Below are 21,146 nucleotides of genomic sequence, written 5' to 3'. Positions count from 1 at the left end.
CGCCGTATCAGCCATGACCTGCCTCGCGCGACAGGAGGCTCAAATCCACGCCCAGAGAGCGCGCGGCAAGCTCCAGCCGCTCGGCCGGCGGGGTATGAAACAGGATGTCCGGCGTTGCTTCGACGGTAAGCCAGGTATTGTCCTTGAGCTCCTGCGCCAGTTGATCGGATTCCCAGCCAGCACAGCCCAGACAGACCAGCACCTCATCCGGCCCCCGATCCTCGGCCAGGGCGTGCAGGATATCCATCGAGGTAGTCAACGCGATATCCGGCGTCACCTGCAGGCTGGAATCCCAGTCGGCAGCCTGTCCGCGGTGAAGGATGAACCCGCGATCCTTGTGTACCGGCCCGCCGTAAAAGACGGTCAGATCGGCGTGACGGGAGCCTTCGCCTCCCAGCTCGAGCTGATCAAACAGCCCCTTGAGTGTCAGGGCCAATGGCTGGTTGATAATCAGTCCCAGCGTCCCCTTGTCATCGTGGTCGCACAGGTAGCTGACCGTTCCGGCAAACTGCTCGTCATCGAGGTGAGGCATTGCCAGCAAAAAATGATCCTGCAAACCCTGCATGAGCCTCCCTTGGTGCCCGGGGCACACATCAGTGAAAGGCATGGCAACGCCATGCCCGGTATAAAAATCGCAGCCTGCTAGTGTAACACCGCTTTATGAACTGTTGCGGGCTGCAAGGCGACGTTCGATGGCATCCATCAACAGACCCGGGATATCGGTGCCCTTCTGGGCATCGATTTCACGCACACAGGTCGGGCTTGTCACGTTGATTTCCGTGATGTAATCCCCTATCACGTCCAGACCGACAAACATCAGCCCCTGCGCCTTGATGGACGCCTTGACCTGGTCCACCAGCCAGTAGTCGCGGTCGGTCAGCTCACGGGCAACCCCGCGGCCACCTGCGGCAAGATTGCCGCGGACTTCACCGGCACTGGGGATACGTGCCAGGCCGTAGGGCACCGGTTCACCGTCGATCAACAGGATACGGGTATCTCCGTCAAGAATTTCCGGAATGTAGCGCTGGGCCATGATCTGGCGCTCGCCACGCAGGGTCAGCTGCTCGATGACCGCCCCCATGTTTCGACCGTCCGGCCCGATATGGAAGATACCGGTGCCACCCATGCCGTCGAGCGGCTTGAAGATGGTATCGCCCTGTTCAGCCTGGAACGCCCGCAGCACCTTGTCATCACAGGACACCACCGTCGGCACCAGGCACTGGGTAAACTGCTGGGCATAGAGCTTTTCATTGCAGGTAAGAAGCGCCTGAGTGGGATTCACCACCAGCACGCCTTCACGTTCGGCAAATCCCAGCAGGTGAGTGGCGTTGATGAACTCGTGATCGACCGGCGGATCCTTGCGCATCAGGATCACATCCAGCTCGGCAAGGGCACGGGCCTCGAACTCGCCCAGATCGTACCAGTGCGCAGGGTCTTCATGCACTTCAAGTGGTGCCATGCGCGCCATGGCTCGCCCGTTGGCCAGGTACAGGTGGCGCTGTTCCATGTAGAACAGGTTCCAGCCCCGTTTTCGGGCGGCCCACAGCAGCGCCAGCGAGGTATCCTTCTTGAAGCTGATATCGGCAATGGGATCCATCACGATCCCGACATTCAGAGTGCTTGTTGCCATGGGTGTCTCTTCTCTCCAGGGGGGTGTTTCAAATTCGGTGCCTGTCTCGTGACAACGGGCCGCATGCGGCCCGCTGAATGAAGAACAGTATGCGTCAGCCCATCAGCCCGTACCATGGCTGACTAGCGCAACAGGTTGGTTTTCGCCAGCTCGATGACTTCATCGCCACGACCACTCATAACGGCACGCAGCATGTAAAGGCTGAACCCGCGGGCCTGCGCGGCCTCGATCTTCGGCGGCATCGACAGCTCCTGCTTCGCTGTATGTACATCGATGATGACCGGGCCGTCATGTTCGAACGCTTCGGTCAGTGCATCATCCAGCGCGCGGGATGATGTCACTCTCACGCCCTTGATACCGAGGGATTCGGCCAGCGCCTTGAAATCCGGCTGGCTCAGATTGGTGGTGTGATCCACGAACCCTGCCGCCTTCATTTCCATGGCGACAAACCCCAGGCTGCCGTTGTTGTAGATCACCACCTTTACCGGCAGTTGCTGCTCTGCCAGCGTGATCAGGTCCCCCATCAGCATGGTAATGCCGCCGTCCCCCGATAACGAGATGACCGGCCGGTCCGGATGCGCCACTTGCAGTCCCATTGCCTGCGGCATGGCGGTAGCCATCGAGCCGTGCATGAAGGAGCCGGTCAGCCGACGCTGGCCATTCATTTTCAGATAACGTGCCGCCCAGACGGTGGGCGTGCCCACATCGGCGGTAAACAGGGCATCAGCAGCAGCCAGCGCGCTGATGCGGGCAGTCAGGTACTGCGGATGCAGGGGCATGTCGTCGTCACGTGGCGAGGCCAGATCATCCAGCCCCTGACGCGCCTTGCGGTAGTGCTTGCGAGCTGCATCCAGAAACGCCGTATCATCCTGTGATTCAAGGCGCGGAAGCAGGGCAGCAAGGGTTGGCCGGATATCCCCGACCAGCCCTTTCAGCAGCGGACAGCGACGCCCGAGATGCCCACCCCGGTTATCGATCTGAACAATGTTGCCGTGTTCGGGGAAAAAGTCGCGGTAGGGAAAGTTGGTGCCCAGCATGACCAGGAAATCACATTCCATCATGGCGTGATAGCCGGAGCTGAACCCGATCAATCCCGTCATGCCAACATCATAGGGATTATCGTATTCAAGGGACTGCTTGCCGCGCAGGGCATGTACCACCGGGGCCTTGAGCCGCTCGGCCAGTGCGACCACTTCATCGTGGGCATTATCACAGCCATAGCCACACAGCAGTGTTACCTTCTTTTGCCCGTTGAGCAGCTCGGCCAGCGCATCCAGCTCATTGTCCGGCGGTACCACGACCGGCAGTACCGGGTCAGACCAGCTCACCCTGCTGTCACTGGCAGGCTGAAGCGCTACATCCCCCGGCAGCACGATCACCGAGACACTGCGGTTCACGATGGCGGAGCGCATCGCCGTTTCCAGCACCCGCGATAACTGCTCGGGGCTGGATACCAGTGCACAGTAATCGCTGCACTCCTGAAAAAGGCGTTCCGGATGGGTTTCCTGGAAATATCCAAGGCCGGCTTCGCTGGAGGGAATCTGGGCCGCAATGGCCAGCATGGGCACATGGGCCCGCTGCGCCTCATAAAGCCCGTTGATCAGGTGGAGGTTGCCCGGCCCGCAGGAGCCGGCACAGACCGACAGGCGGCCGGTGGCATCCGCTTCGGCACTGGCCGATAACGCCGCGGTTTCCTCGTGGCGCACTCCTCGCCAGAAAATGTCTTCCCGAGTACGCAGGCTTTCTGTCAGCCCGTTCAGGGAATCACCTGGTAACCCCCAGATGCTGCGCACTCCTGCCTGATGCAATGTTTCGATCAACACATCAGCTACGGTTGCCGTCGCCATATCATCTCCTGGTATTGTTCATCCAAGGCCTCTGCCCACAGGCAGGGCGTATAGACAAAAGTCTAGCCGGGATACAGAAGACGCGCCTGCAGGACCTGCCGAGACACGGCAGGTAGCTGCATCAGGGAAGCAGATCGCCGTAGCGCGATTGCAACAGGGTCAGCGCAACCACCGGAGCCGTCTCTGTTCGCAGGATGCGCGGACCAAGCCCCAGGGGAAGGAAATCATGATGCAAGGAAGCACTCACTTCGTCAGCAGAAAGGCCGCCTTCCGGACCGATCAACAGCGCCACGCGCGCTGGCGAAGCCTGCTGCTCCTGCCAGCCGGGTTGCCCGGGATGCAATACCAGTCTCAGGGGATCATCCCGCTCGGCCAGCCACTGAGGCAGGGCCATCGGCGGATGAATCGCAGGCACCGTTGCGCGGCCGCACTGCTCGCAGGCACTGATCGCCACGTTTTGCCAGTGCGTCAGTTTTTTGTCGGCCCGATCGCCCTTGAGCCGCACATCGCCACGCTCGGTGTACAGCGGGGTAACTGATGCCACGCCCAGCTCGACCGCCTTCTGGATTGCATAATCCATGCGGTCACCCTTTGAGATCGCCTGCCCCAGATGCACTACCAACGGCGACTCTGGCGTAGGCGAATACTCACTTACAATTCCGACATCCACCTGTCGGCGTCCGACCTCCAGCACCTGTGCCAGCACCTCATGACCCCGGCCATCAAACAGACTGACCTGATCGCCGGGTCTGGCACGCAATACAGCAGCCAGATGCCTTGCCGGGCCTTCCGGCAAGGAAAAACGCCGCCCGAGGGGCAGCGTTTCGTCAACGTAAAGGCGAATGCTCATGGCCTAGTTGGCGGCCTGCTGATTGCCCTGCTGCTTCTGGGCATACATGGCGTCGAAGTTGACCGGAGCCAGCATCAACGCAGGGAAGCTGCCACGGCCGACCATGTTATCAATGCACTCACGCGCATAGGGAAACAGCACGTTCGGACAGAAGGCATTCAGGGTGTGATCGAGCTGTGCATCAGGAAGTCCCATGATGGTAAACAGGCCAGCCTGCTCGACTTCGACCAGAAACGCCGTGGTCTGCTGCTCGCCATTGAAGACCTGTGCCGTTACCTTGACGGTGACTTCGTAAACACCTTCGTCCACCTGCGTATAGCTGTTATCAACATCCAGCTTTACCCGAGGCTGAAACTGCTGCTGGAAAACGGACGGTGAGTTCGGTGCTTCGAAGGACACATCCTTGACGTAAATACGCTGAAGTGCGAACTGGATGTCTTCCTGCCCCTGGGCAGTGGCATTTTCTTCCGACATGCGTGTTATTTCCCCTGAAAATGATGAATGAAGAGCGCAGGCCCGGCGTCAGCGACGCACTACCGGCAACTCATCGGCCTGCCACTGGGACATGCCACCCTTGAGTTTGGCGGCACGGCTGAAACCGGCAGCCTTGAGCTGGGTCATTGACTGCCCCGCCGTCTGGCCTGACTTGCAGACCACAATGACCGGCTTGTCCTTGTGTTTATCAAGTTCATACATACGGCTATCGAGCTTGCCCGCTGGAATATTCACGGCACCGGCAATATGCCCGGTCTTGAATTCCTTCGGCTCGCGGATATCAACCACTGCGGCGTCCTCGCGGTTGATCAGCCGGGTCGCCTCGCCGGAGGTAACCCCACCTTCCCCATTGCGTTTGGCCTCGAATGCCAGCCAGGCCAGCAGTATCAGGGCAAATACACTCACGAGCACCAGATGATTCTGGGCAAACTCCAAAAACTGATCGATCATTGGGCCTACACTCTTGGAGGATAACGAATTCTGAATACGCCGAAGACACGGCCTTTGGCGTAGCCTGGAAAAAACGCGCCCAGTATACACAAGCCGAGGCCGTGCGTCCGGCTGACGTCCAAACAGGCGTGGGGTATGATGCCTGAAAGGGCACCTTTCGCGAACCAGCTAATCGAGGCGATTTCATGACGAAGGAAGCGACAACCGGTCCACGTCCCGTGGCACTCATCATTCTTGACGGCTATGGCCAGAATGATGCCTCGGAAAACAATGCGGTAGACAATGCCGACACACCGGTCATGGATGACCTGAAATCCCGTTACCCTCATACGTTGATTCATACGGACGGCGGGTATGTCGGGCTGCCGGATGGCCAGATGGGTAATTCCGAAGTCGGCCACATGAACCTTGGTGCCGGCCGAGTGGTCTACCAGGAACTGACACGCATTACCAAGGCAGTCAATGATGGCGAACTGGACAGCAATGAGGTTCTGACGAAGGCCATCGACCAGGCCGTTGACGCCGACAAGGCCGTTCATGTCCTGGGGCTGTTGTCCTCGGGCGGAGTACACAGCCACGAAGATCACGTCCTGGCATTGATCAGACTGGCCAGCGGTCGCGGTGCAAAACGCATTTACCTGCACGCCTTTACCGACGGCCGTGACACGGCACCAAAATGCGCAGGCGAGTCCTTGAGTCGCGCCGATGCCCTGTTCGAAGAGCTGGGGAACGGTCGGATCGCCTCGATCGTGGGCCGCTTTTATGCCATGGATCGCGATAACCGCTGGGAGCGGGTCGAGGATGCCTATCGCGTCGTCACCGAAGGCAAGGGGCGTCACACGGCAGAAAGTGCCACACAGGCGCTGGACGCTGCCTACGAGCGTGATGAAACCGACGAATTCGTTGAAGCCACCAGCATTCAGCCGGACGGTAGCCCTGTTACCATCGAAGACGGTGACAGTGTCATCTTTGCCAATTTCCGCTCGGATCGGGCCCGTGAGCTGAGCCGTGCCTTTCTGTCGGACGACTTTGATGGCTTCACGCGCACCCCGCCGAAGGTCAATTTCGTGACGATGACCCAGTATGCCGAGGACATCAAGGCTCCGGTGGCGTTTGCTCCCGCGGAGCTTGGCAATACCCTGGGTGAAGTGGCCTCCAAACGAGGCCTGCGTCAGCTGCGGATCGCCGAAACCGAGAAGTATCCTCACGTCACCTTCTTCTTCTCCGGCGGGGAAGAAAAGGAGTTCGAAGGTGAAGAGCGCATTCTTGTTCCCTCGCCACGAGACGTGAAGACCTACGACGAAAAGCCGGAAATGAGTGCTCACGGCATTACGGAAAAACTCGTCGACGCCATTCGTGCCAGGCGGTTTGACCTGATCATCTGCAACTACGCCAACTGCGACATGGTCGGTCACACCGGGGATCTGAACGCCGCCATCAAGGCGGTCGAAACCGTGGATACCTGCCTGGGCCAGGTACTCGACGCCCTGCGGGAAGTCGGCGGTGAATGCCTGGTCACTGCAGATCATGGCAACTGTGAAATGATGGTCGATCCCGAGTCGGGCAATCCGCATACCTCACATACCACGTTCATGGTGCCGCTGGTCTATGTAGGCGAACGCGCTGATCATCTGGCCGAAGATGGCAGCCTGTGCGATCTCTCCCCTACCCTGCTGACCATGCTGGGTGAGTCACAGCCCGAGGAAATGACCGGCCGCTCACTTCTTGAGATCTCGTGAAGCGACATTGCGCATGATCGTTACCTGTCTGCGCCGCAGGGGAAGCCTGCTTGTGCTCGCCCTGCTGATAATGACGCCCGGACTTGCTCCGGGCGTTCTTGCGGCCGATATATCAAAAGCACAGCTCGAACGCATCGGCGCGACTGTCGAGGCGGCCGAAAACCGTCTGGACGCTACCTCGTCAAAGCGCCGCAAGGCGCGTCAGGCGCTGGAGAAGGCCGAGCGGCAGCTCGCAGCCACCCACAAGCGTCTTGATGATCTGGCCGACCGGCAACGCGAGATAGAATCCTCGCTACGCACCCTGAATACGCAGCGCGCCAGCCTCGAGCAGGAGCGCAGTGATCAGCGAGAAGGGCTTGCCCGACAGCTGGCAGGCCTTTATCGCCTTGGTCGTGATCCGCGAATGAAACTGCTGCTCAATCAACAGGACCCGGCACAGGCCGCGCGCTTTCAGCATTATCTCAACGCGCTGAACAAGGCTCGCCAGGCACGACTGGATGCCCTGGCATCGCTGAATCTCGACCTGGCCCGCAATGAACACCAGCTGAACGAACAACAGGCATCACTGGATACCACCAGAGCTACCCTGACCCGCCAGCAGGCCACACTGGATGGCCAGCGAAGGGAGCGCGAACAGGCCGTGGCCACACTGAATGCCGAATACGGCTCCCGCCAGTCACGTCTGGCCGCCCTCAAGCGCGAGCAGACACAGGCCGAAAAGACCTTCAATGCCATGCAGGAACAGCTGGCCAGGGCCCGTAAAACAACCGGCACCGGCGAATTGACCGCCGAGGAAGCCAGCGCCGAGGCACCCGCGCAGCCCTCTCGCGTCGTGCGGGCCGGCAAGGCGACCACGGGCAAGTGGCCCATAGCGGGAGCACGCATGCTGTCTGCCTATGGCAAGGGCGAAGGCGTCCACAGAAATGGTGTCCTGCTGGGCGCACGCGCAGGCACCACCGTTCGGGCCATGGTGGCGGGCCAGGTGGTATTCGCCAACTGGATGCGTGGCTTCGGGTACCTGGTGATTGTCGCTGATCGAAATAACGTGCTTACCTTGTATGCACATAATCAGCGGATCAACGTCACTACCGGTGATCAGGTTGAGAAGGGGGCTGCCCTGGCTACGGTGGGTGATTCAGGCGGGCTCAGCCAGCCTGCACTGTATTTTGAAGTGAGAAGCAAGGGTAATCCGGTCGATCCGGGGCGCTGGCTGTCCCGGCATTAAGGACTCATCACATCAGGAAGGCGCCCTGGCGTCGCCGGACAAGGATTCGTTATGCACGCGCGCCCATGGGCCACGCTGACAGGCCTGCTGTTACTGGTCTTCCAGATACCACTTTACGCAGAGGATACCGCCCCCGAAGATGGCGCGCTTCCCATCGAGGATATCCGCACCTTTTCCCGGGTCTTCGAGCAGATCAGACAAACCTATGTCGATCCCGTGGATGACAAAACGCTTTTCGATAATGCCCTGCGTGGCATGGTGTCCAATCTGGATCCGCACTCGGCGTATCTGGACGAGGACGGCTTTCGCGATCTGCAGGAGGCCACTCAAGGCGAATTTGCCGGTGTAGGCATTCAGGTCAGCGAAAAAAACGGCCACATTGTCATCATCGCCCCGATGGATGGCACGCCCGCCGCGCGTGCCGGACTGCAGCCCAATGACCGCATTCTGAGCATTGATGGCACATCAACCAATGACATGAGCCTGAGCGACGCCGTCGAACGAATGCGGGGCAAGGAAGGCAGCACCATGACCCTCGGTGTTCTATCGGAAGCAAGCAACACGCCACGCACAGTCACCCTTGAGCGGGCCATCATTCGCCAGGACAGCGTGACGAGCCGAATACTGTCACCAGGGTATGTCTACGCCCGCATCAGCCAGTTCCAGGCACGCACCGCCGATGATCTGGCATCAGCATTGTCCGATCTCGAAGGCAGGCAGGCACTGAAGGGGCTGGTACTGGACTTGCGCAATAACCCCGGTGGCCTGCTGGAAAGCGCCGTGGAAACAACCAACCTGTTTCTGGATACCGGATTGATCGTGTATACCCATGGACGGATCGAAAACAGTGAAGTACGTTTCAACGCCTCCCGGGACACGACACGTCTTCGGAAGGTACCCGTGGTAGTGCTGGTCAATGCCGGCACCGCCTCGGCAGCGGAAATCGTGGCAGGCGCCCTGAAGGACAACCATCGAGCCATCGTGATGGGCGAACCCACCTTTGGAAAGGGCTCGGTACAAACGGTCATGCCGCTGGACAATGGCGGTGCCCTGAAACTGACCACCGCCCGCTATTTCACACCCAGCGGGCGCTCGATTCAGGCCGAAGGCATTGTGCCGGATGTCCGACTGCAACGCGGTGAGCTGATGCTGAACGATGCTCAGGCACCTGAGGTACGTGAGCGCTCACTCGAGAACCATCTCGACAGTACCGAAACCAGCGCAGCACTCCCTGCACCGGCTTCGGCCCTTGCCGAACAGGATTACCCGCTTGGCGAAGCACTCAATCTGCTGAAGGGGCTTGCCGCCTGGCAACAGGCAGGTACTCGATAATACCGGCAGGGCATGCATGTCAGGGCTTCATGACCCGGGGAAGGTCGCCCCGGCGCCCCAGCGCCTGACGTGCAAAAAACTGCTTGATGGGCGCCATGCGGTTTACGCCCTGCAGCCCCAGGTTCCGCAGCAACCGGACTGGCGTCAGGCGGCTTCCGAACCCTCGACGAAAGGCATCCATCATCCACAGCATTTGCTGGTTGTCACCACGACGGCGCCTTGAATAGCGGGCCAGGATTCTGGCATCCCCCATGGCGATGCCCCGCTTGCGTGCCTGAAGCACCTCTTCGGCCAATACGGCCGCATCCAGAAATCCCAGATTGACGCCCTGACCTGCCAGCGGATGAATGTTGTGTGCCGCATCGCCGACCAGGGCCAGCCCGGCCTGGGTGTAGCGCATCGCATGGCGCTGCACCAGTGGAAAGCAGGCACGCGACTGCACGGTGTGAAAGGAGCCCAGTCGGTGTTCAAACGCTACGGACAACTCCCGCAGGAAGTCGTCATCATTCCGCTCATTCTGAACATGGCCAAATGCCTCGTCGCAGGACCAGACGATAGAGCTGCTATGGGTATTGCCTGATACGGACAGGGGCAAGAAGGCCAGTGGTCCGGTCGGTAAAAAGACCTGACGCGCCGTAGCGTCATGTGATCTTTCATGAGTAACGGTGGCTACCAGCGCTACCTGTCCGGTGGCATATTCCCGTGTCTCGATACCGGCCAGCGCACGCAGTCGGGAACGTGCACCATCGGCCCCCACGATCAGACCTGCCGTCAGCTGCCGACCATCGTCAAGATGCAGGATACCGGCAGCCGCGTCATCACAGACCAGCGCCTCGGCGCGACAACCGAAAAGGAGCGTCGCCTCGTCACAGTCGCGCAACGCGTCATGCAGTGCATCGGTAATCGCGCTGTTTTCAACAATATGCCCCAGGGTATCCACGCTGATATCGTCGGCATGAAATCCGAGTTCGCCGGTTCCTTCACCATCCCAGACCGTCATGTGCTCATAGCCACTGATACGGCGTGAGGCAATGGCATCCCACACGCCCAGACGCTTCAGCCAGAGTCTCGAGGCCTCGGTAATGGCACTGACGCGATTATCCACCGTGTCAGAGGACCAGGCCGCCTCCCCTGACCCGGCATCCACCAGTGCCACGCGCAGACCACCACGCGCCAGCTCCAGCCCAAGAGCGCTTCCCACCATACCGGCGCCGACAATGACTACATCAAACATGTTGATTCCCCATCAAAGCCCCATGGCCCGGCGCGTCAGCAGGCGCCGGGCAGGTGAAAACAGATTCATGCCGATCAGCCCAAGCCCACGGGCATGGGCCAGCAACGGGTGCTCGACACCAAACAGTCGCACCAGCCCGTCACTGAAGCGAATGATCTGATCCCGATCCTGCTGGCGACGTGCATCGAAGCGCCCCATTACCGAGGCACTGCCTATGGCCTCGTCCTGCTCAAGGGCCTGTTGAATTTCGCGGGTCAGGTCCTGCACGCCACGCAGTGCCAGATTGAACCCCTGGCCGGCAACAGGGTGCAGCGTGTGAGCTGCATTTCCCAGCATGGCCAGATAAGGCCGCGTCTGCTCCCGCGCCTGTCGAAGCGCCAGCGGGTAATCCATGCGCTGGCCCACCTCGACAAACCGGCCGACACGGTCACCAAAGCAGCGCTGAAGCTGTTCCAGAAATCCGGCATCCGACAACGCCCTGGTGCGCGTGAGCCCTTCGAGCGATTGTGTCCAGACCAGCGCCATCCTGCGGCCCTGCAATGGCAATAGCGCGATGGGTCCCTCAGACGTGAAACGCTCATAGGCCACCCCCTGGTGAGGTGTGCTGAGGGTCACGTTGGCGATCAGGGCATACTGTTCATAGGGTGTCACATCATCCCTGATTCCAAGCTGCCCCTTGAGCCCCGAGCGACCGCCGTCCGCCATGACGGTAAGCGCGGCGTTCAGGGTACTGCCATCGTCCAGCGTCAGGCAGTGCCCTTCCTTCTCCGGCACAATCCGCTGCACCGATGCCGGACAACGCCACGAGATCGGCAGCTCGGCCAGGCGCTGATGCAGCACATGTCCCATCCAGCGGTTGCCGATGACATAACCCAGCGCTTCCGTGTGAGTATCGCGACAGGACAGACGCGTCACACCCAGATACCCCCGTTGGCTGACATGAATGGAGGTAATCGGGCAGGCCTTTTCCTGCATGCCCTTCCACACACCCAGTGATTCGAAGCAGCGCCGCGACCCGTAGGCGATGGCACTTGAGCGGTCGTCAAAGCTTGATTGCGGCTGGCCGTGTTGCACCGGAGAAGGTTCGATCACGGTCACATCAAGGCCGTAACGCGAGATCAACGGCGCGAGCGCGCAGGCCATGCTGGCACCGACCAGCCCTCCGCCGATGATGGCTATATCCGTGTGCGTCATGGCATTCCCCGCGTATGTATCGCCTAGTGGTGAGTGTCCGACATCGCATCGCTGTCGGGAAGCGTCTGATCATCGACCTTTTCAACGTCAGGCGTCCCGGGGTGCTGCTCGGTATACAGCAGCATCGCTGCCATTCGTGCGTGTTCGGTCAAGGCAAACAGATCGTTCTCGTTTTCAGCGCTGTCATCAATATCCGTTTCGATCGCACACATCTGCCTGACGTCCTCGAGCGCTTCGCGAAGCGCGGCCGGCCACTGTGACTGCATCTTTTCATCACATTCATCCAGGGGTTCGCAAAAGCCGAGGCACCAGTCGCGCAGCCCCTGAGCCCGCTCCCCAAGGGAATACATGTCATCCGGCAACAGCGGCTCGTATTCCAGCTCACTGGCAGAAAGGCGGGCCTGAGTACGGCGACGCCATTCGAGAAGCTGCGCGGCGTCTTCCCGGTCACGGGGTTCTTCCACTCCCAGGGTGGCACAGACTTCTTCCAGCCAGCCGTCCGGAGTGATGTCCTTCAGTGCCAGCTGGGCGCATAGCCGGCCATCCAGAAAGGCCGGGGACTGCAGTGTGCCGTGGGCGAGAAAAATATCGCCAATCAGCGAAAAATCGAGGGGATTATCTTGAATCGACATGGGCGTCCTGTAGTGCGTCGCCGGATCATGAGAGGGTAGCCATACGGGCCGTGCGTTGACCGCCCGATAGTGGCTCTCTATAGTGCGTAACATCGTTGACCCACCATCTTAGCGCACTGGCCGTCAAAGGCCCATGCCGGAGCTGATCCCCATGAGCGAGGCGTCCCGCCATACCGTTGAAGTGACCCTTCTGGGTCGAACCTACCTTGTTAACTGCTCTGACGAGGAAGAAAGTGCTCTTGTGGACGCAGCGCGCTACCTCGACACGGCACTTGAAGGCATTCATGGTCAGCGCAAGGTCACTGATATCACCAAGGTAGCGCTGATGGCAGGGCTCAACATCACACACGAGTTGATGGAGGAGCGGCAGAAGCGTCGCGAGGCTGAAGACGTTGCCGAGCGAGCCGGTGATGCGCTGGAGCGCGCCGTGCGACGTGCCAGGGGCACACCTCGCTCCTAGGCTGTCACCCGAACAGCGTACCTTTGAGGCGCTTAACCTTTGGGCGCAGCCCCGGGAATCTGTTAAACTTGTTCCTGTTCTCTGGAATGTGCGCCAGCTGTTGTAGTCCCTTGAGCCTATGCGTAATACCCAGGGGGTCACATTTGCAGACCTGTGTGCATGTCCGCGCGTCGGAAAGCCTGATGGTCTGCATGAGACCACCCACCTTGAACCAGTAGGTTCAGGGCAGAAACAGCAGCGGCATTCTGGAGAACCCTTTTCCTTCTATATCCCCCGCCTGGATATCCCATGATTGACTCTACCGGACTGACCCGACGTCAATTGCGCCAGATACTCAGGCAACATCGCCGCAGCCTGTCCTCATCAGACCAGCGAGACGCCAGCCTTGCATTGTGCCGTCACCTTCGGAACCTGCCTGCCGTACAGCGCGCCCGACGTGTCGCACTCTATCTGCCCAATGATGGTGAAATTGATCCACGTCCGCTGCTGAACTGGTTTTCCAGGCGAGGAACCCGCGTATACCTGCCCGTCCTGCGCCCGCTGTCGGATAACCGGCTATGGTTCGTGCGGTATGATGACGCAACGCCAATGAGCGTGAACCGTTTCAATATCAGCGAGCCGCATACGCGCCTGAATGCGCACCGCGCACGGCGTTTACCACCCTGGGGGCTGGATGTCGTTCTGATGCCACTGGTGGGATTTGATCGAAAGGGAAACAGGCTGGGAATGGGTGGCGGGTTCTACGATCGCACCTTTGCCTTCACGCGCAGGCAACGACCCGCTCCACACCTGATCGGGCTGGCGCATGCCGGGCAGGAGGTAGATCAACTGCCGAACCAGCCCTGGGATGTACCGCTGAATGCTATCGTGACTGATCGGTCAGTACTGGATACCGGACAATGAATGTCGGTCATGCACCCATGAGTGTCTGCGCATAACCGGTCGCTACAACACCAATACCGAACAGAAACACGAGAGTCACTACAAGATCAGGCTTACGCTTCATGGTGGCGGAGTTCACTGTAACAGGGATGAAAAAAACGATCGCACTATAGGAGTAGAAAGCCGCGCCCCGCAAGTAGTCAACCGTACTTTTTATTCAGACCTTCAGCTTCATGAACGACCACGCCCACATCGCCTTTAGCCCTTTATAACCAGATTATCCCATCCCTCGCCGTACGTATTCACAAAACAGCCGCATTTTATGCGGCTGTTTTGAATCATTGAGAGGTGAAAAGACGATAGGCCGGATTATCCGTTTCCTTCCAGTAGCGATACCCGATGCTGTCCAGCTGGTGTTCCAGCTGTGGAAGATCGTCCGGGGGCAACTGAAGCCCTACGAATACGCGGCCATACGCCGCACCATGGTTGCGGTAATGAAACATCGAGATGTTCCAGCCTTCCGGTAGAAAGGACAGAAAGCGCATCAAGGCTCCCGGACGTTCGGGAAACTCGAACCGATAGGCTTCCTCGGGCAGCGCCGACGGAGCCCGCCCTCCCCCCAGGTGACGAATGTGCAGCTTGGCCAGTTCGTTGCTGGTCAGATCTTCCACCGGGTAGTCGGCACTTCGCAGCTGATCGATCAGTGCCTGACGGTCCTGGCCACCAGGCTGAGTGCGCACCCCGACAAAGATATGTGCCTTGTCGCCCTGGGCATACCGGTAATTGAATTCCGTTACCATGCGATCGCCGATCACGTTGCAGAACTGCTTGAAGCTGCCGGGACGTTCGGGAATGGTCACGGCAAGGATGGCTTCACGCTGCTCACCGAGTTCCGTACGTTCGGCGATATGCTGCAAACGGTCAAAATTGGTGTTGGCCCCCGAGTTGATGCATACCAGTGACTGGCCTTGCGCACCGGTCTGCTGAACGTATTTCTTGAGCCCCGCCAACGCCACCGCTCCGGAAGTTTCCGATACTGCCCGGGTATCTTCAAAGATGTCCTTCACCGCCGCACACATTTCATCCGCGGTCACGGTAATGACACCATCAATGTAATCCTTGAGGATTTCGAAAGGCTTTTCACCGATCTGCGCAACGGCCACCCCTTCCGCAAAGATGCCAACCTGCTCAAGCACCACACGTTCACCAGCATCGAGAGCCGCCTTGAGGCAGGCCGCATCGGCCGGCTCAACGGCAATCACCTTGATCTCCGGGCGCAGGTACTTCACGTAGGCTGCAATGCCCGCAGCCAGTCCGCCACCGCCTACCGGTACGAAGATGGCATCGATGTCATCCGGATGCTGGCGCAGGATTTCCATCCCGACCGTGCCCTGACCGGCGATCACATCCGGGTCATCATAGGGCGGAATGTAGGTATAGCCATGCTTCTCGATCAGGGTACGGGCATGCGCCAGTGCTTCACTGAAGGCATCACCGGCCAGAATGACTTCCGCCCCCAGTGCGCGAACGGCCTGAACCTTGATATCGGGGGTAATGCATGGCATGACGATAATGGCCCGTACCCCCATCTTTTTGGCCGACAGGGCCAGCCCCTGAGCATGGTTGCCCGCCGAGGCCGCAATGACCCCCTGAGCCTTCTGCTCATCGGTCAGCGTGGCCATCTTGTTATAGGCACCGCGCACCTTGAAGGAAAAAACCGGCTGCAGGTCCTCCCGCTTGATCCATATCTGATTATCGAAGCGTTTGGACAGCATAGGCGCCGCAGACAGGGGCGTTTCGATGGCGGCTTCATAGACGCGCGCCTGGAGGATCTTCTTCACATACGCTTCAAGCATTCTCGTGTCCTGGTGGTGCATTACTGAAAGGGGCGGAGCGGGACGCTTTCATTCAAAACGCCATGACAACAGCCTACGAGTCCGGGCAGACTGCGTCTACACGTGCAGGTGAGCTTACGTATAATACGCCTCTCGCCGCAGGGGCGACACGCTCTGGTCATTCACCCCCCAATGCAGGAAACACCATGGCCTTGTCTTCTCAGGATCAGCTCAAACACGCTGTCGCCCGCGCTGCGGTCGATGAAATTCTTCCCATGCTTGATCGCCAGACCGTCGTCGGGATTGGTACGGGCTCCACTGCCAACTGCTTCATTGATGCCCTGGCAGAATACCGCCATGACTTTGACGGTGCCGTTGCCAGTTCTCAGGCCACTGCCGATCGCCTTAAAAAGCACAATATCCCGGTCTATGACCTTAACGGCGTAGGGACGCTGCCGGTGTATGTCGATGGCGCGGATGAAATCAATCATCAGCTTCACATGATCAAGGGAGGAGGTGCGGCCCTGACACGAGAAAAAATCGTGGCAGCCTGTGCGCAGACCTTCATCTGCATCGCGGATGGCTCCAAGCATGTGGACCGGCTGGGCGGGTTTCCATTGCCGATCGAAGTCATTCCCATGGCTCGCTCATATGTTGCCCGCGAGATCGTCAAGCTTGGTGGCGACCCTGTATATCGGGAAGGCGTGGTAACCGATAACGGCAACCAGATCATCGACATCTTCAACTTCATGATCGATGACCCGCTGGACATGGAGGTTCGCATCAACAGCCTGGTGGGCGTTGTCACGCATGGCATCTTTGCCGTGCGAGGTGCCGATATATTGCTGCTGGGACGCGAGGATGGCGTCGCCCGCTACACCGCCTCCTGAGGCAACAGCGGTGTCAGCCCATCGAGGGTGGCTGCCAGCGCCCCTCGATGGGCTACCACAACATCCTGACCCCGCGCGCCCTGGGCATGTGCCGTAGCCGGATCGGCACGCACAGCCAGCAGCGCCTGACCGAGGTGTTCCGATGAGCTGACATGGGTCAACGCATCGGCGTCATCAAGCAGGGCGGCAATCTCGGTAAAGTTATCCAGATAGGGGCCACTGATGACAGGCACGCCAAGCGAAGCCGGCTCCAGCAGGTTATGCCCCCCAACAGGCACCAGGCTGCCTCCTACAAATGCGGCACTGGCTGTCCCGTAGAAGGTCATGACCTCACCCATGGTATCTCCCAGATACACTCGGATGTCCGGCGTGACGCCTTCTCCGCGGGAACGACGTGCCATCGCCAGGCCATGGTGGCTTACAAGCTGTGCTACGTCATCAAAACGCTGCGGGTGGCGAGGCACCAGCACCAGTAGAGCCGAAGGCACCACTGCAAGAAGCTGTCGGTGAGCCGCCAGCACCTGCTCATCCTCGCCGTCATGCGTGGACGCAGCCACCCATACGAAGCGGCCTCCCCACTGATCAAGCAAGTACTCACTCGCCTTCTGAGCCTCGTCACTTTGGGCCAGGTCAAATTTCAGACCACCGGTAATAACCATTTTTTCCGTCGGGGCCCCGAGTGCCGTGAATCGCTCTGCATCCACGGCATCCTTGATGCCTAGCCAGTCAAAATGGTTCAGCGTCTGCGCCATCAGGCGAGCTACCTTCGCGTATTGACGCGTAGCGCCTGCAGATAATCGCCCGTTGACCAGCGCCAGAGGAATCTGGCGCCGCGCGCAGGCATGGACCAGATTCGGCCATAGCTCAGTCTCTACGATAATACCGATCCGTGGCGACAGGCGCTCGACAAACCGGGCTGTGGCGCAAGGAAAGTCCAGCGGCAGAAAGTAATGACTCACTTCGCCCTTGAACAGGGTTTTCACCTGTTCTGCGCCAGTTGCCGTCATGGTAGTAACCACCACGGGACTGTCGGGATAGCGATCAATAAGCGCCTTGATCAGGGGTCTGGCCGTCATGACCTCACCGACTGATGCGGCATGAATCCAGAGCGGACGATGAGGGGCGCGCGAGATCCAGCCCAATCGCTGCCGACGCTTGTAAGTGGGCAGCCACTCACGCCAGATGCGCCACCATATGAACGGTGACAACAAATACAGCAGTGCACTGTAAAGCCCGCGCCCCATCAATCAGACTCCCCGGCCCAGAATGGTGGAAATCATTGCGGTGGTCGATACACCATCCTCGAACCCGAGCACACGCACTTCACCGCCATGACGTCGCACGGCATCACCACCGGCGATATCCTCGGGCCGATAATCACCGCCCTTGACCAGGATATCCGGCAGAAGCTCCTCGATAAGCTCCGCCGGTGTGTCCTCGCTGAAAGGAACGACCCAGTCCACGGCAGACAGACCGGCCAGCACCTGCATGCGTCGCGCCAGTGCGTTGATGGGCCGCTTCTCGCCCTTGAGGCGCCTCACGGAAGCATCATCATTGACAGCCACTACAAGGCGATCCCCCAGGCGACGCGCCTGCTCAAGATAAGCCACATGGCCGGCATGGAGGATGTCAAAACACCCATTGGTCATGACCACCTTCTCGCCCCGTCCCTGAGCAGCCCTGAGGGATACCTTGAGAGTCGCAGCATCGGAAACGCCATATTCTGCCAGGCGGTCGCCGTGAAGCGCAGTATAGAGTTCGGCAATCGACAGGGTGGCCGTCCCAGGCTTGGCCACCACCAGCCCGGCAGCCAGATTGGCCAGCATCATGGCTTCCGGCAGTTCATGGCCGGCGGCCAACGCCAGACCAAGCACCCCGATGACCGTATCCCCGGCACCGGTAACATCAAAGACTTCCTGGGCATGAGTAGGTAAATGAAGCGGCGCCATTTGCTCGCGGATCAGTGTCATCCCTCGCTCACTGCGCGTGACCAGCAGCGCTTCCAGATTCAGCGAGGCGCGAAGTGCTTCTCCCTTTTCCGCCACTGCGTCGTCTGTCGGGCAAGGGCCTGCCACGGCTTCAAACTCGCTCAGGTTGGGAGTAATGATGCTGGCACCACGGTAGCGCTCGAAATCCACGCCCTTGGGGTCCACAAGCACCCGCTTGCCTGCCGCCCGGCCAGCCTGAATCAGATCCTGCACCTGAGCCAGAGTGCCCTTGCCATAGTCCGACAGGATCAGCAAATCCGCCTGGGCCATCCCCTCGGTAACCTTGCCGGTCAGGGGCGTGGTATCGATGTCTGCAAAGGACTGCTCGAAATCCAGACGAATCAGCTGCTGACTGCGACTCATGACCCGCAGCTTGGTGATCGTCGGGGCCAGCTCACTGTGCTGAAAGTCCGTCACGATATCAGCAGCACTCAATGCCTGCTCCAGCAGGGCAGCATTGTCATCCTGCCCGACCAGCCCGGAAAGCGTGACATGTGCACCCAACGAGGCAATGTTCAACGCCACGTTGGCAGCGCCACCTGGCCGGTCCTCACTGCCATCCACGCGGACAATCGGCACCGGGGCTTCCGGAGAGATTCGGGATGTCGGTCCAAACCAGTACCGATCCAGCATGACATCGCCCACGACCAGTACGCGAGCCTGTTCCAGGGCCTTGAAATCCAGTTTCATCATTCCGGTACTCTTTGAGTGGCGGTGTCCAGTAACAAACGGTCCAGCTGCTTCGTCACATCTTCAGGAAGAATCAGTGACATGGCCTTTGGGTGACGCACACGTGCTTCCCAGCGAGTGGCATCCTTCTTTTTCTGATAGGTAGCGACGGCCTGAGGATAGCGATTCACCACGTACTGTTGCCAGCAATAAGGAGCAGCCCGCTCGGGATTGGTTGTGGCATACAACCCGACAACCGGCGTCCCCAGGGCATTGGCCATGTGTACAGGCCCCGAGTCGGGTGCAACTACTGCCCTGGCTTGCTGGATCAGCGCCAGCATCCCCTTGAGTGACGTTTTGCCCAGCAGATTGACCGGCTCGGCCTGTTCGCAGCAACTGCGAATGACAGATACCATTTCCTGCTCCTGATCACTCCCGCCCCCGGTCAGGAAGGTCGTCAGCCCGTGCTCGCGCCAGGCATGATCGATGACGGCGGCGTAACCCTCGGGCGACCAGTTGCGAAAGTTGCGCAGCCGCGGATTGGCACAGGGGCTGATGACCAGACCGGGCCTGGCGCTCAAAATGCGCTCGGCCTCCGCGTGGGCCTCGGGCGGAATCGGAATATCCCAGGCAAGGGAGGTGTCCTCGACACCCAGAGCACGAGCGAAATCCATGAAGGATTCCAGCACATGCGCCCGCGGGTGGGGCGCCAGCCGCCGATTGGTAAACCAGGTCTGCCTGTCCTTGGCACGGTCTGCATCATAGCCAAGGCGAATATCGGCCTTGAGACCCAGTGACAGGACACTGGCACGAATGGATTGCTGCATGTGCAGCAGCGCATCGAACCGGATATTTTCCAGTCGGCGCCAGATATCACGCATGCCTGCAAGGCCCGACGCCTTGTCAAACACGATGAACTCGACCCCCGAGAGGCCGGTAAGTAAACTGTGCTCACCTTTACCAATGATCCAGGTGATTCGCGTGTCCGGCCACTGACGCTGCAGCGCACGTACGGTAGGGACCAGATTACAGACATCGCCAAGGGCGGAAAGCCGCAGTACACAAAGATGTGTCGGGCGAACAGGCAAAGGATGCTTCATGCGGTTACAGATATCCCGGAAAGCAAATACAGCCATTCTATATGATGCTGAAAGAGCCCCACAAATAGAGCCTGACTGGTTTATGCCCGAGTGGTGGGAAAATCAGCAGGCCATCACTGGCCGGGCCCCGGGTCGAGGCGAAAGTCTTTTTCTCTCCCGAGAGGATCAACAGTGGGTATTAAGACCCTACAGACGGGGCGGCTTGATCGGTCGCGTCGTCAGGGAGCACTACGTCTGGACGAGACTCGAGGCTACCCGAGCCTTCAGGGAATGCCGCCTGACGGCCCGCCTTCAGCAGGCAGGGTTGCCGGTTCCCGCGCCTGTCGGTGCCTGTGTATGGCGCCATGGTCTCACGTATCGGGCCGCCCTTCTGACCGTCCGTATTTCAGGGGCACACGCCCTGGCAACCTGCCTGGAAGAAGGCCGAGCGGATCATGCGCTTCTTCATGACGTCGGCCGAATGATCCGACGCTTTCATGATCACGGTCTGGATCATGTAGACCTCAACGCACGCAATATATTGATCGACGAAGCCCATACGCCCTGGCTCATTGATCTTGATCGCTGTCAGCTTCGCGCCGGTGAGCGCTTCAAGGCCCGCAACCTGGAGCGGCTTTCTCGCTCGTTCGAAAAGTTTGCAGGTACCCACTCACAACGCCTGTACACCGCCCTACTTCACGGATACAACGCCTGA

General features: G+C 59.6%; 20 protein-coding genes and 1 other RNA gene. 8 read left to right on the top strand and 13 right to left on the bottom strand.

Annotated features, from left to right (window positions below; translation table 11 throughout):
- Positions 1-7 precede the first annotated feature (7 nt).
- The 6 genes from OQ287_RS07090 to OQ287_RS07065 form a co-directional block, all read right to left on the bottom strand.
- Positions 8-565, bottom strand: coding sequence for a YqgE/AlgH family protein (locus OQ287_RS07090; protein WP_265895983.1), 558 nt, complete (start codon positions 563-565; stop codon positions 8-10).
- Positions 566-658: 93 nt separating this feature from the next.
- Positions 659-1,630: a glutathione synthase gene (gshB, locus tag OQ287_RS07085; RefSeq protein WP_265895982.1), complete on the bottom strand. Its 972-nt coding sequence runs from the start codon at positions 1,628-1,630 to the stop codon at positions 659-661.
- Positions 1,631-1,752: 122 nt separating this feature from the next.
- Positions 1,753-3,477 (bottom strand): ubiquinone-dependent pyruvate dehydrogenase, encoded by a 1,725-nt coding sequence (gene poxB / locus OQ287_RS07080; RefSeq protein WP_265895981.1) that lies wholly within the window; start codon positions 3,475-3,477, stop codon positions 1,753-1,755.
- 121 nt (positions 3,478-3,598) lie between these two features.
- On the bottom strand, positions 3,599-4,327 hold the full coding sequence (locus OQ287_RS07075; protein ID WP_265895980.1) for a 16S rRNA (uracil(1498)-N(3))-methyltransferase: 729 nt from the start codon (positions 4,325-4,327) through the stop codon (positions 3,599-3,601).
- Between the two features lie 3 nt (positions 4,328-4,330).
- The gene (gene secB, locus OQ287_RS07070; protein ID WP_250934804.1) at positions 4,331-4,801 is read right to left on the bottom strand and encodes a protein-export chaperone SecB; all 471 of its coding nucleotides are present in this window, start codon (positions 4,799-4,801) and stop codon (positions 4,331-4,333) included.
- 48 nt (positions 4,802-4,849) lie between these two features.
- On the bottom strand, positions 4,850-5,272 hold the full coding sequence (locus OQ287_RS07065; RefSeq protein ID WP_265895979.1) for a rhodanese-like domain-containing protein: 423 nt from the start codon (positions 5,270-5,272) through the stop codon (positions 4,850-4,852).
- Positions 5,273-5,457: 185 nt separating this feature from the next.
- Between OQ287_RS07065 and gpmI the strand changes: the two genes are divergently transcribed.
- Genes gpmI through OQ287_RS07050 form a run of 3 tightly spaced genes read left to right on the top strand, consistent with a single transcriptional unit; the run spans position 5,458 to position 9,568 of the window.
- Positions 5,458-7,011 (top strand): 2,3-bisphosphoglycerate-independent phosphoglycerate mutase, encoded by a 1,554-nt coding sequence (gene gpmI, locus OQ287_RS07060; RefSeq protein WP_265895978.1) that lies wholly within the window; start codon positions 5,458-5,460, stop codon positions 7,009-7,011.
- Between the two features lie 13 nt (positions 7,012-7,024).
- On the top strand, positions 7,025-8,236 hold the full coding sequence (locus tag OQ287_RS07055) for a murein hydrolase activator EnvC family protein (protein WP_265895977.1): 1,212 nt from the start codon (positions 7,025-7,027) through the stop codon (positions 8,234-8,236).
- A gap of 51 nt (positions 8,237-8,287) precedes the next feature.
- Entirely contained in the window at positions 8,288-9,568 is a 1,281-nt protein-coding gene (locus tag OQ287_RS07050; protein ID WP_265895976.1) for a S41 family peptidase, read from the top strand.
- Positions 9,569-9,587: 19 nt separating this feature from the next.
- On the opposite strand, the gene OQ287_RS07045 is transcribed toward OQ287_RS07050, so the two are convergent.
- The 3 genes from OQ287_RS07045 to OQ287_RS07035 are packed head-to-tail and all read right to left on the bottom strand — an operon-like array spanning position 9,588 to position 12,628.
- Complete coding sequence (locus OQ287_RS07045) at positions 9,588-10,802, bottom strand: UbiH/UbiF/VisC/COQ6 family ubiquinone biosynthesis hydroxylase (RefSeq protein WP_265895975.1); 1,215 nt, start codon at positions 10,800-10,802, stop codon at positions 9,588-9,590.
- Between the two features lie 12 nt (positions 10,803-10,814).
- Positions 10,815-11,996: a 2-octaprenyl-6-methoxyphenyl hydroxylase gene (gene ubiH / locus OQ287_RS07040; RefSeq protein WP_250934791.1), complete on the bottom strand. Its 1,182-nt coding sequence runs from the start codon at positions 11,994-11,996 to the stop codon at positions 10,815-10,817.
- Positions 11,997-12,019: 23 nt separating this feature from the next.
- Positions 12,020-12,628: a UPF0149 family protein gene (locus tag OQ287_RS07035; RefSeq protein ID WP_265895974.1), complete on the bottom strand. Its 609-nt coding sequence runs from the start codon at positions 12,626-12,628 to the stop codon at positions 12,020-12,022.
- A 151-nt stretch (positions 12,629-12,779) separates the two neighbouring features.
- Here OQ287_RS07035 and OQ287_RS07030 point away from each other — a divergent pair, with 151 nt between their 5' ends.
- The 3 genes from OQ287_RS07030 (at position 12,780) to OQ287_RS07020 (ending at position 13,991) form a co-directional block, all read left to right on the top strand.
- Positions 12,780-13,088, top strand: a complete 309-nt coding sequence (locus OQ287_RS07030) for a cell division protein ZapA (RefSeq protein WP_250934787.1) — start codon at positions 12,780-12,782, stop codon at positions 13,086-13,088.
- A 75-nt stretch (positions 13,089-13,163) separates the two neighbouring features.
- A non-coding RNA gene (gene ssrS, locus OQ287_RS07025) (6S RNA) lies at positions 13,164-13,344 on the top strand.
- A gap of 32 nt (positions 13,345-13,376) precedes the next feature.
- The gene (locus OQ287_RS07020; RefSeq protein ID WP_265895973.1) at positions 13,377-13,991 is read left to right on the top strand and encodes a 5-formyltetrahydrofolate cyclo-ligase; all 615 of its coding nucleotides are present in this window, start codon (positions 13,377-13,379) and stop codon (positions 13,989-13,991) included.
- 317 nt (positions 13,992-14,308) lie between these two features.
- On the opposite strand, the gene ilvA is transcribed toward OQ287_RS07020, so the two are convergent.
- The gene (ilvA, locus tag OQ287_RS07015) at positions 14,309-15,847 is read right to left on the bottom strand and encodes a threonine ammonia-lyase, biosynthetic (RefSeq protein WP_265895972.1); all 1,539 of its coding nucleotides are present in this window, start codon (positions 15,845-15,847) and stop codon (positions 14,309-14,311) included.
- 164 nt (positions 15,848-16,011) lie between these two features.
- On the opposite strand from ilvA, the gene rpiA reads away from it, so the two are divergent.
- On the top strand, positions 16,012-16,695 hold the full coding sequence (gene rpiA, locus OQ287_RS07010) for a ribose-5-phosphate isomerase RpiA (RefSeq protein WP_250934781.1): 684 nt from the start codon (positions 16,012-16,014) through the stop codon (positions 16,693-16,695).
- Here rpiA and waaA read toward each other — a convergent pair.
- Genes waaA through OQ287_RS06995 form a run of 3 tightly spaced genes read right to left on the bottom strand, consistent with a single transcriptional unit; the run spans position 16,680 to position 20,452 of the window.
- On the bottom strand, positions 16,680-17,939 hold the full coding sequence (gene waaA, locus OQ287_RS07005) for a lipid IV(A) 3-deoxy-D-manno-octulosonic acid transferase (RefSeq protein ID WP_265895971.1): 1,260 nt from the start codon (positions 17,937-17,939) through the stop codon (positions 16,680-16,682). The genes rpiA and waaA overlap by 16 nt on opposite strands.
- Before the next feature lie 3 nt (positions 17,940-17,942).
- Entirely contained in the window at positions 17,943-19,373 is a 1,431-nt protein-coding gene (gene hldE / locus OQ287_RS07000) for a bifunctional D-glycero-beta-D-manno-heptose-7-phosphate kinase/D-glycero-beta-D-manno-heptose 1-phosphate adenylyltransferase HldE (protein ID WP_250937931.1), read from the bottom strand.
- On the bottom strand, positions 19,373-20,452 hold the full coding sequence (locus tag OQ287_RS06995) for a glycosyltransferase family 9 protein (RefSeq protein WP_265895969.1): 1,080 nt from the start codon (positions 20,450-20,452) through the stop codon (positions 19,373-19,375). Before OQ287_RS06995 ends, hldE begins: the two co-directional genes overlap by 1 nt.
- On the opposite strand from OQ287_RS06995, the gene OQ287_RS06990 reads away from it, so the two are divergent.
- Positions 20,451-21,146 carry a 3-deoxy-D-manno-octulosonic acid kinase gene (locus OQ287_RS06990; protein ID WP_250934778.1) on the top strand — a complete coding sequence of 232 codons (696 nt, stop codon included), beginning with the start codon at positions 20,451-20,453 and terminating at the stop codon, positions 21,144-21,146. The genes OQ287_RS06995 and OQ287_RS06990 overlap by 2 nt on opposite strands.

Source organism: Larsenimonas rhizosphaerae (assembly GCF_026240105.1).
Lineage (GTDB): Bacteria > Pseudomonadota > Gammaproteobacteria > Pseudomonadales > Halomonadaceae > Larsenimonas > Larsenimonas rhizosphaerae.
Note: the sequence above shows the minus strand (reverse complement) of the source record. Positions and strands in the feature narration are given on the sequence as shown.

Bases quoted from the DNA above. Each gene is read 5' to 3' on its own strand.
- ubiH (WP_250934791.1), bottom strand. From the start codon at position 11,996: ATGACGCACACGGATATAGCCATCATCGGCGGAGGGCTGGTCGGTGCC.
- OQ287_RS07065 (WP_265895979.1), bottom strand. From the start codon at position 5,272: ATGATCGATCAGTTTTTGGAGTTTGCCCAGAATCATCTGGTGCTCGTG.
- gpmI (WP_265895978.1), top strand. From the start codon at position 5,458: ATGACGAAGGAAGCGACAACCGGTCCACGTCCCGTGGCACTCATCATT.
- OQ287_RS07055 (WP_265895977.1), top strand. From the start codon at position 7,025: ATGATCGTTACCTGTCTGCGCCGCAGGGGAAGCCTGCTTGTGCTCGCC.
- secB (WP_250934804.1), bottom strand. From the start codon at position 4,801: ATGTCGGAAGAAAATGCCACTGCCCAGGGGCAGGAAGACATCCAGTTC.
- OQ287_RS07020 (WP_265895973.1), top strand. From the start codon at position 13,377: ATGATTGACTCTACCGGACTGACCCGACGTCAATTGCGCCAGATACTC.
- gshB (WP_265895982.1), bottom strand. From the start codon at position 1,630: ATGGCAACAAGCACTCTGAATGTCGGGATCGTGATGGATCCCATTGCC.
- waaA (WP_265895971.1), bottom strand. From the start codon at position 17,939: ATGGGGCGCGGGCTTTACAGTGCACTGCTGTATTTGTTGTCACCGTTC.
- hldE (WP_250937931.1), bottom strand. From the start codon at position 19,373: ATGAAACTGGATTTCAAGGCCCTGGAACAGGCTCGCGTACTGGTCGTG.
- ilvA (WP_265895972.1), bottom strand. From the start codon at position 15,847: ATGCACCACCAGGACACGAGAATGCTTGAAGCGTATGTGAAGAAGATC.
- OQ287_RS07090 (WP_265895983.1), bottom strand. From the start codon at position 565: ATGCAGGGTTTGCAGGATCATTTTTTGCTGGCAATGCCTCACCTCGAT.
- rpiA (WP_250934781.1), top strand. From the start codon at position 16,012: ATGGCCTTGTCTTCTCAGGATCAGCTCAAACACGCTGTCGCCCGCGCT.
- OQ287_RS06995 (WP_265895969.1), bottom strand. From the start codon at position 20,452: ATGAAGCATCCTTTGCCTGTTCGCCCGACACATCTTTGTGTACTGCGG.
- OQ287_RS07050 (WP_265895976.1), top strand. From the start codon at position 8,288: ATGCACGCGCGCCCATGGGCCACGCTGACAGGCCTGCTGTTACTGGTC.
- OQ287_RS07035 (WP_265895974.1), bottom strand. From the start codon at position 12,628: ATGTCGATTCAAGATAATCCCCTCGATTTTTCGCTGATTGGCGATATT.
- OQ287_RS07030 (WP_250934787.1), top strand. From the start codon at position 12,780: ATGAGCGAGGCGTCCCGCCATACCGTTGAAGTGACCCTTCTGGGTCGA.
- OQ287_RS07045 (WP_265895975.1), bottom strand. From the start codon at position 10,802: ATGTTTGATGTAGTCATTGTCGGCGCCGGTATGGTGGGAAGCGCTCTT.
- OQ287_RS06990 (WP_250934778.1), top strand. From the start codon at position 20,451: ATGCGGTTACAGATATCCCGGAAAGCAAATACAGCCATTCTATATGAT.
- poxB (WP_265895981.1), bottom strand. From the start codon at position 3,477: ATGGCGACGGCAACCGTAGCTGATGTGTTGATCGAAACATTGCATCAG.
- OQ287_RS07075 (WP_265895980.1), bottom strand. From the start codon at position 4,327: ATGAGCATTCGCCTTTACGTTGACGAAACGCTGCCCCTCGGGCGGCGT.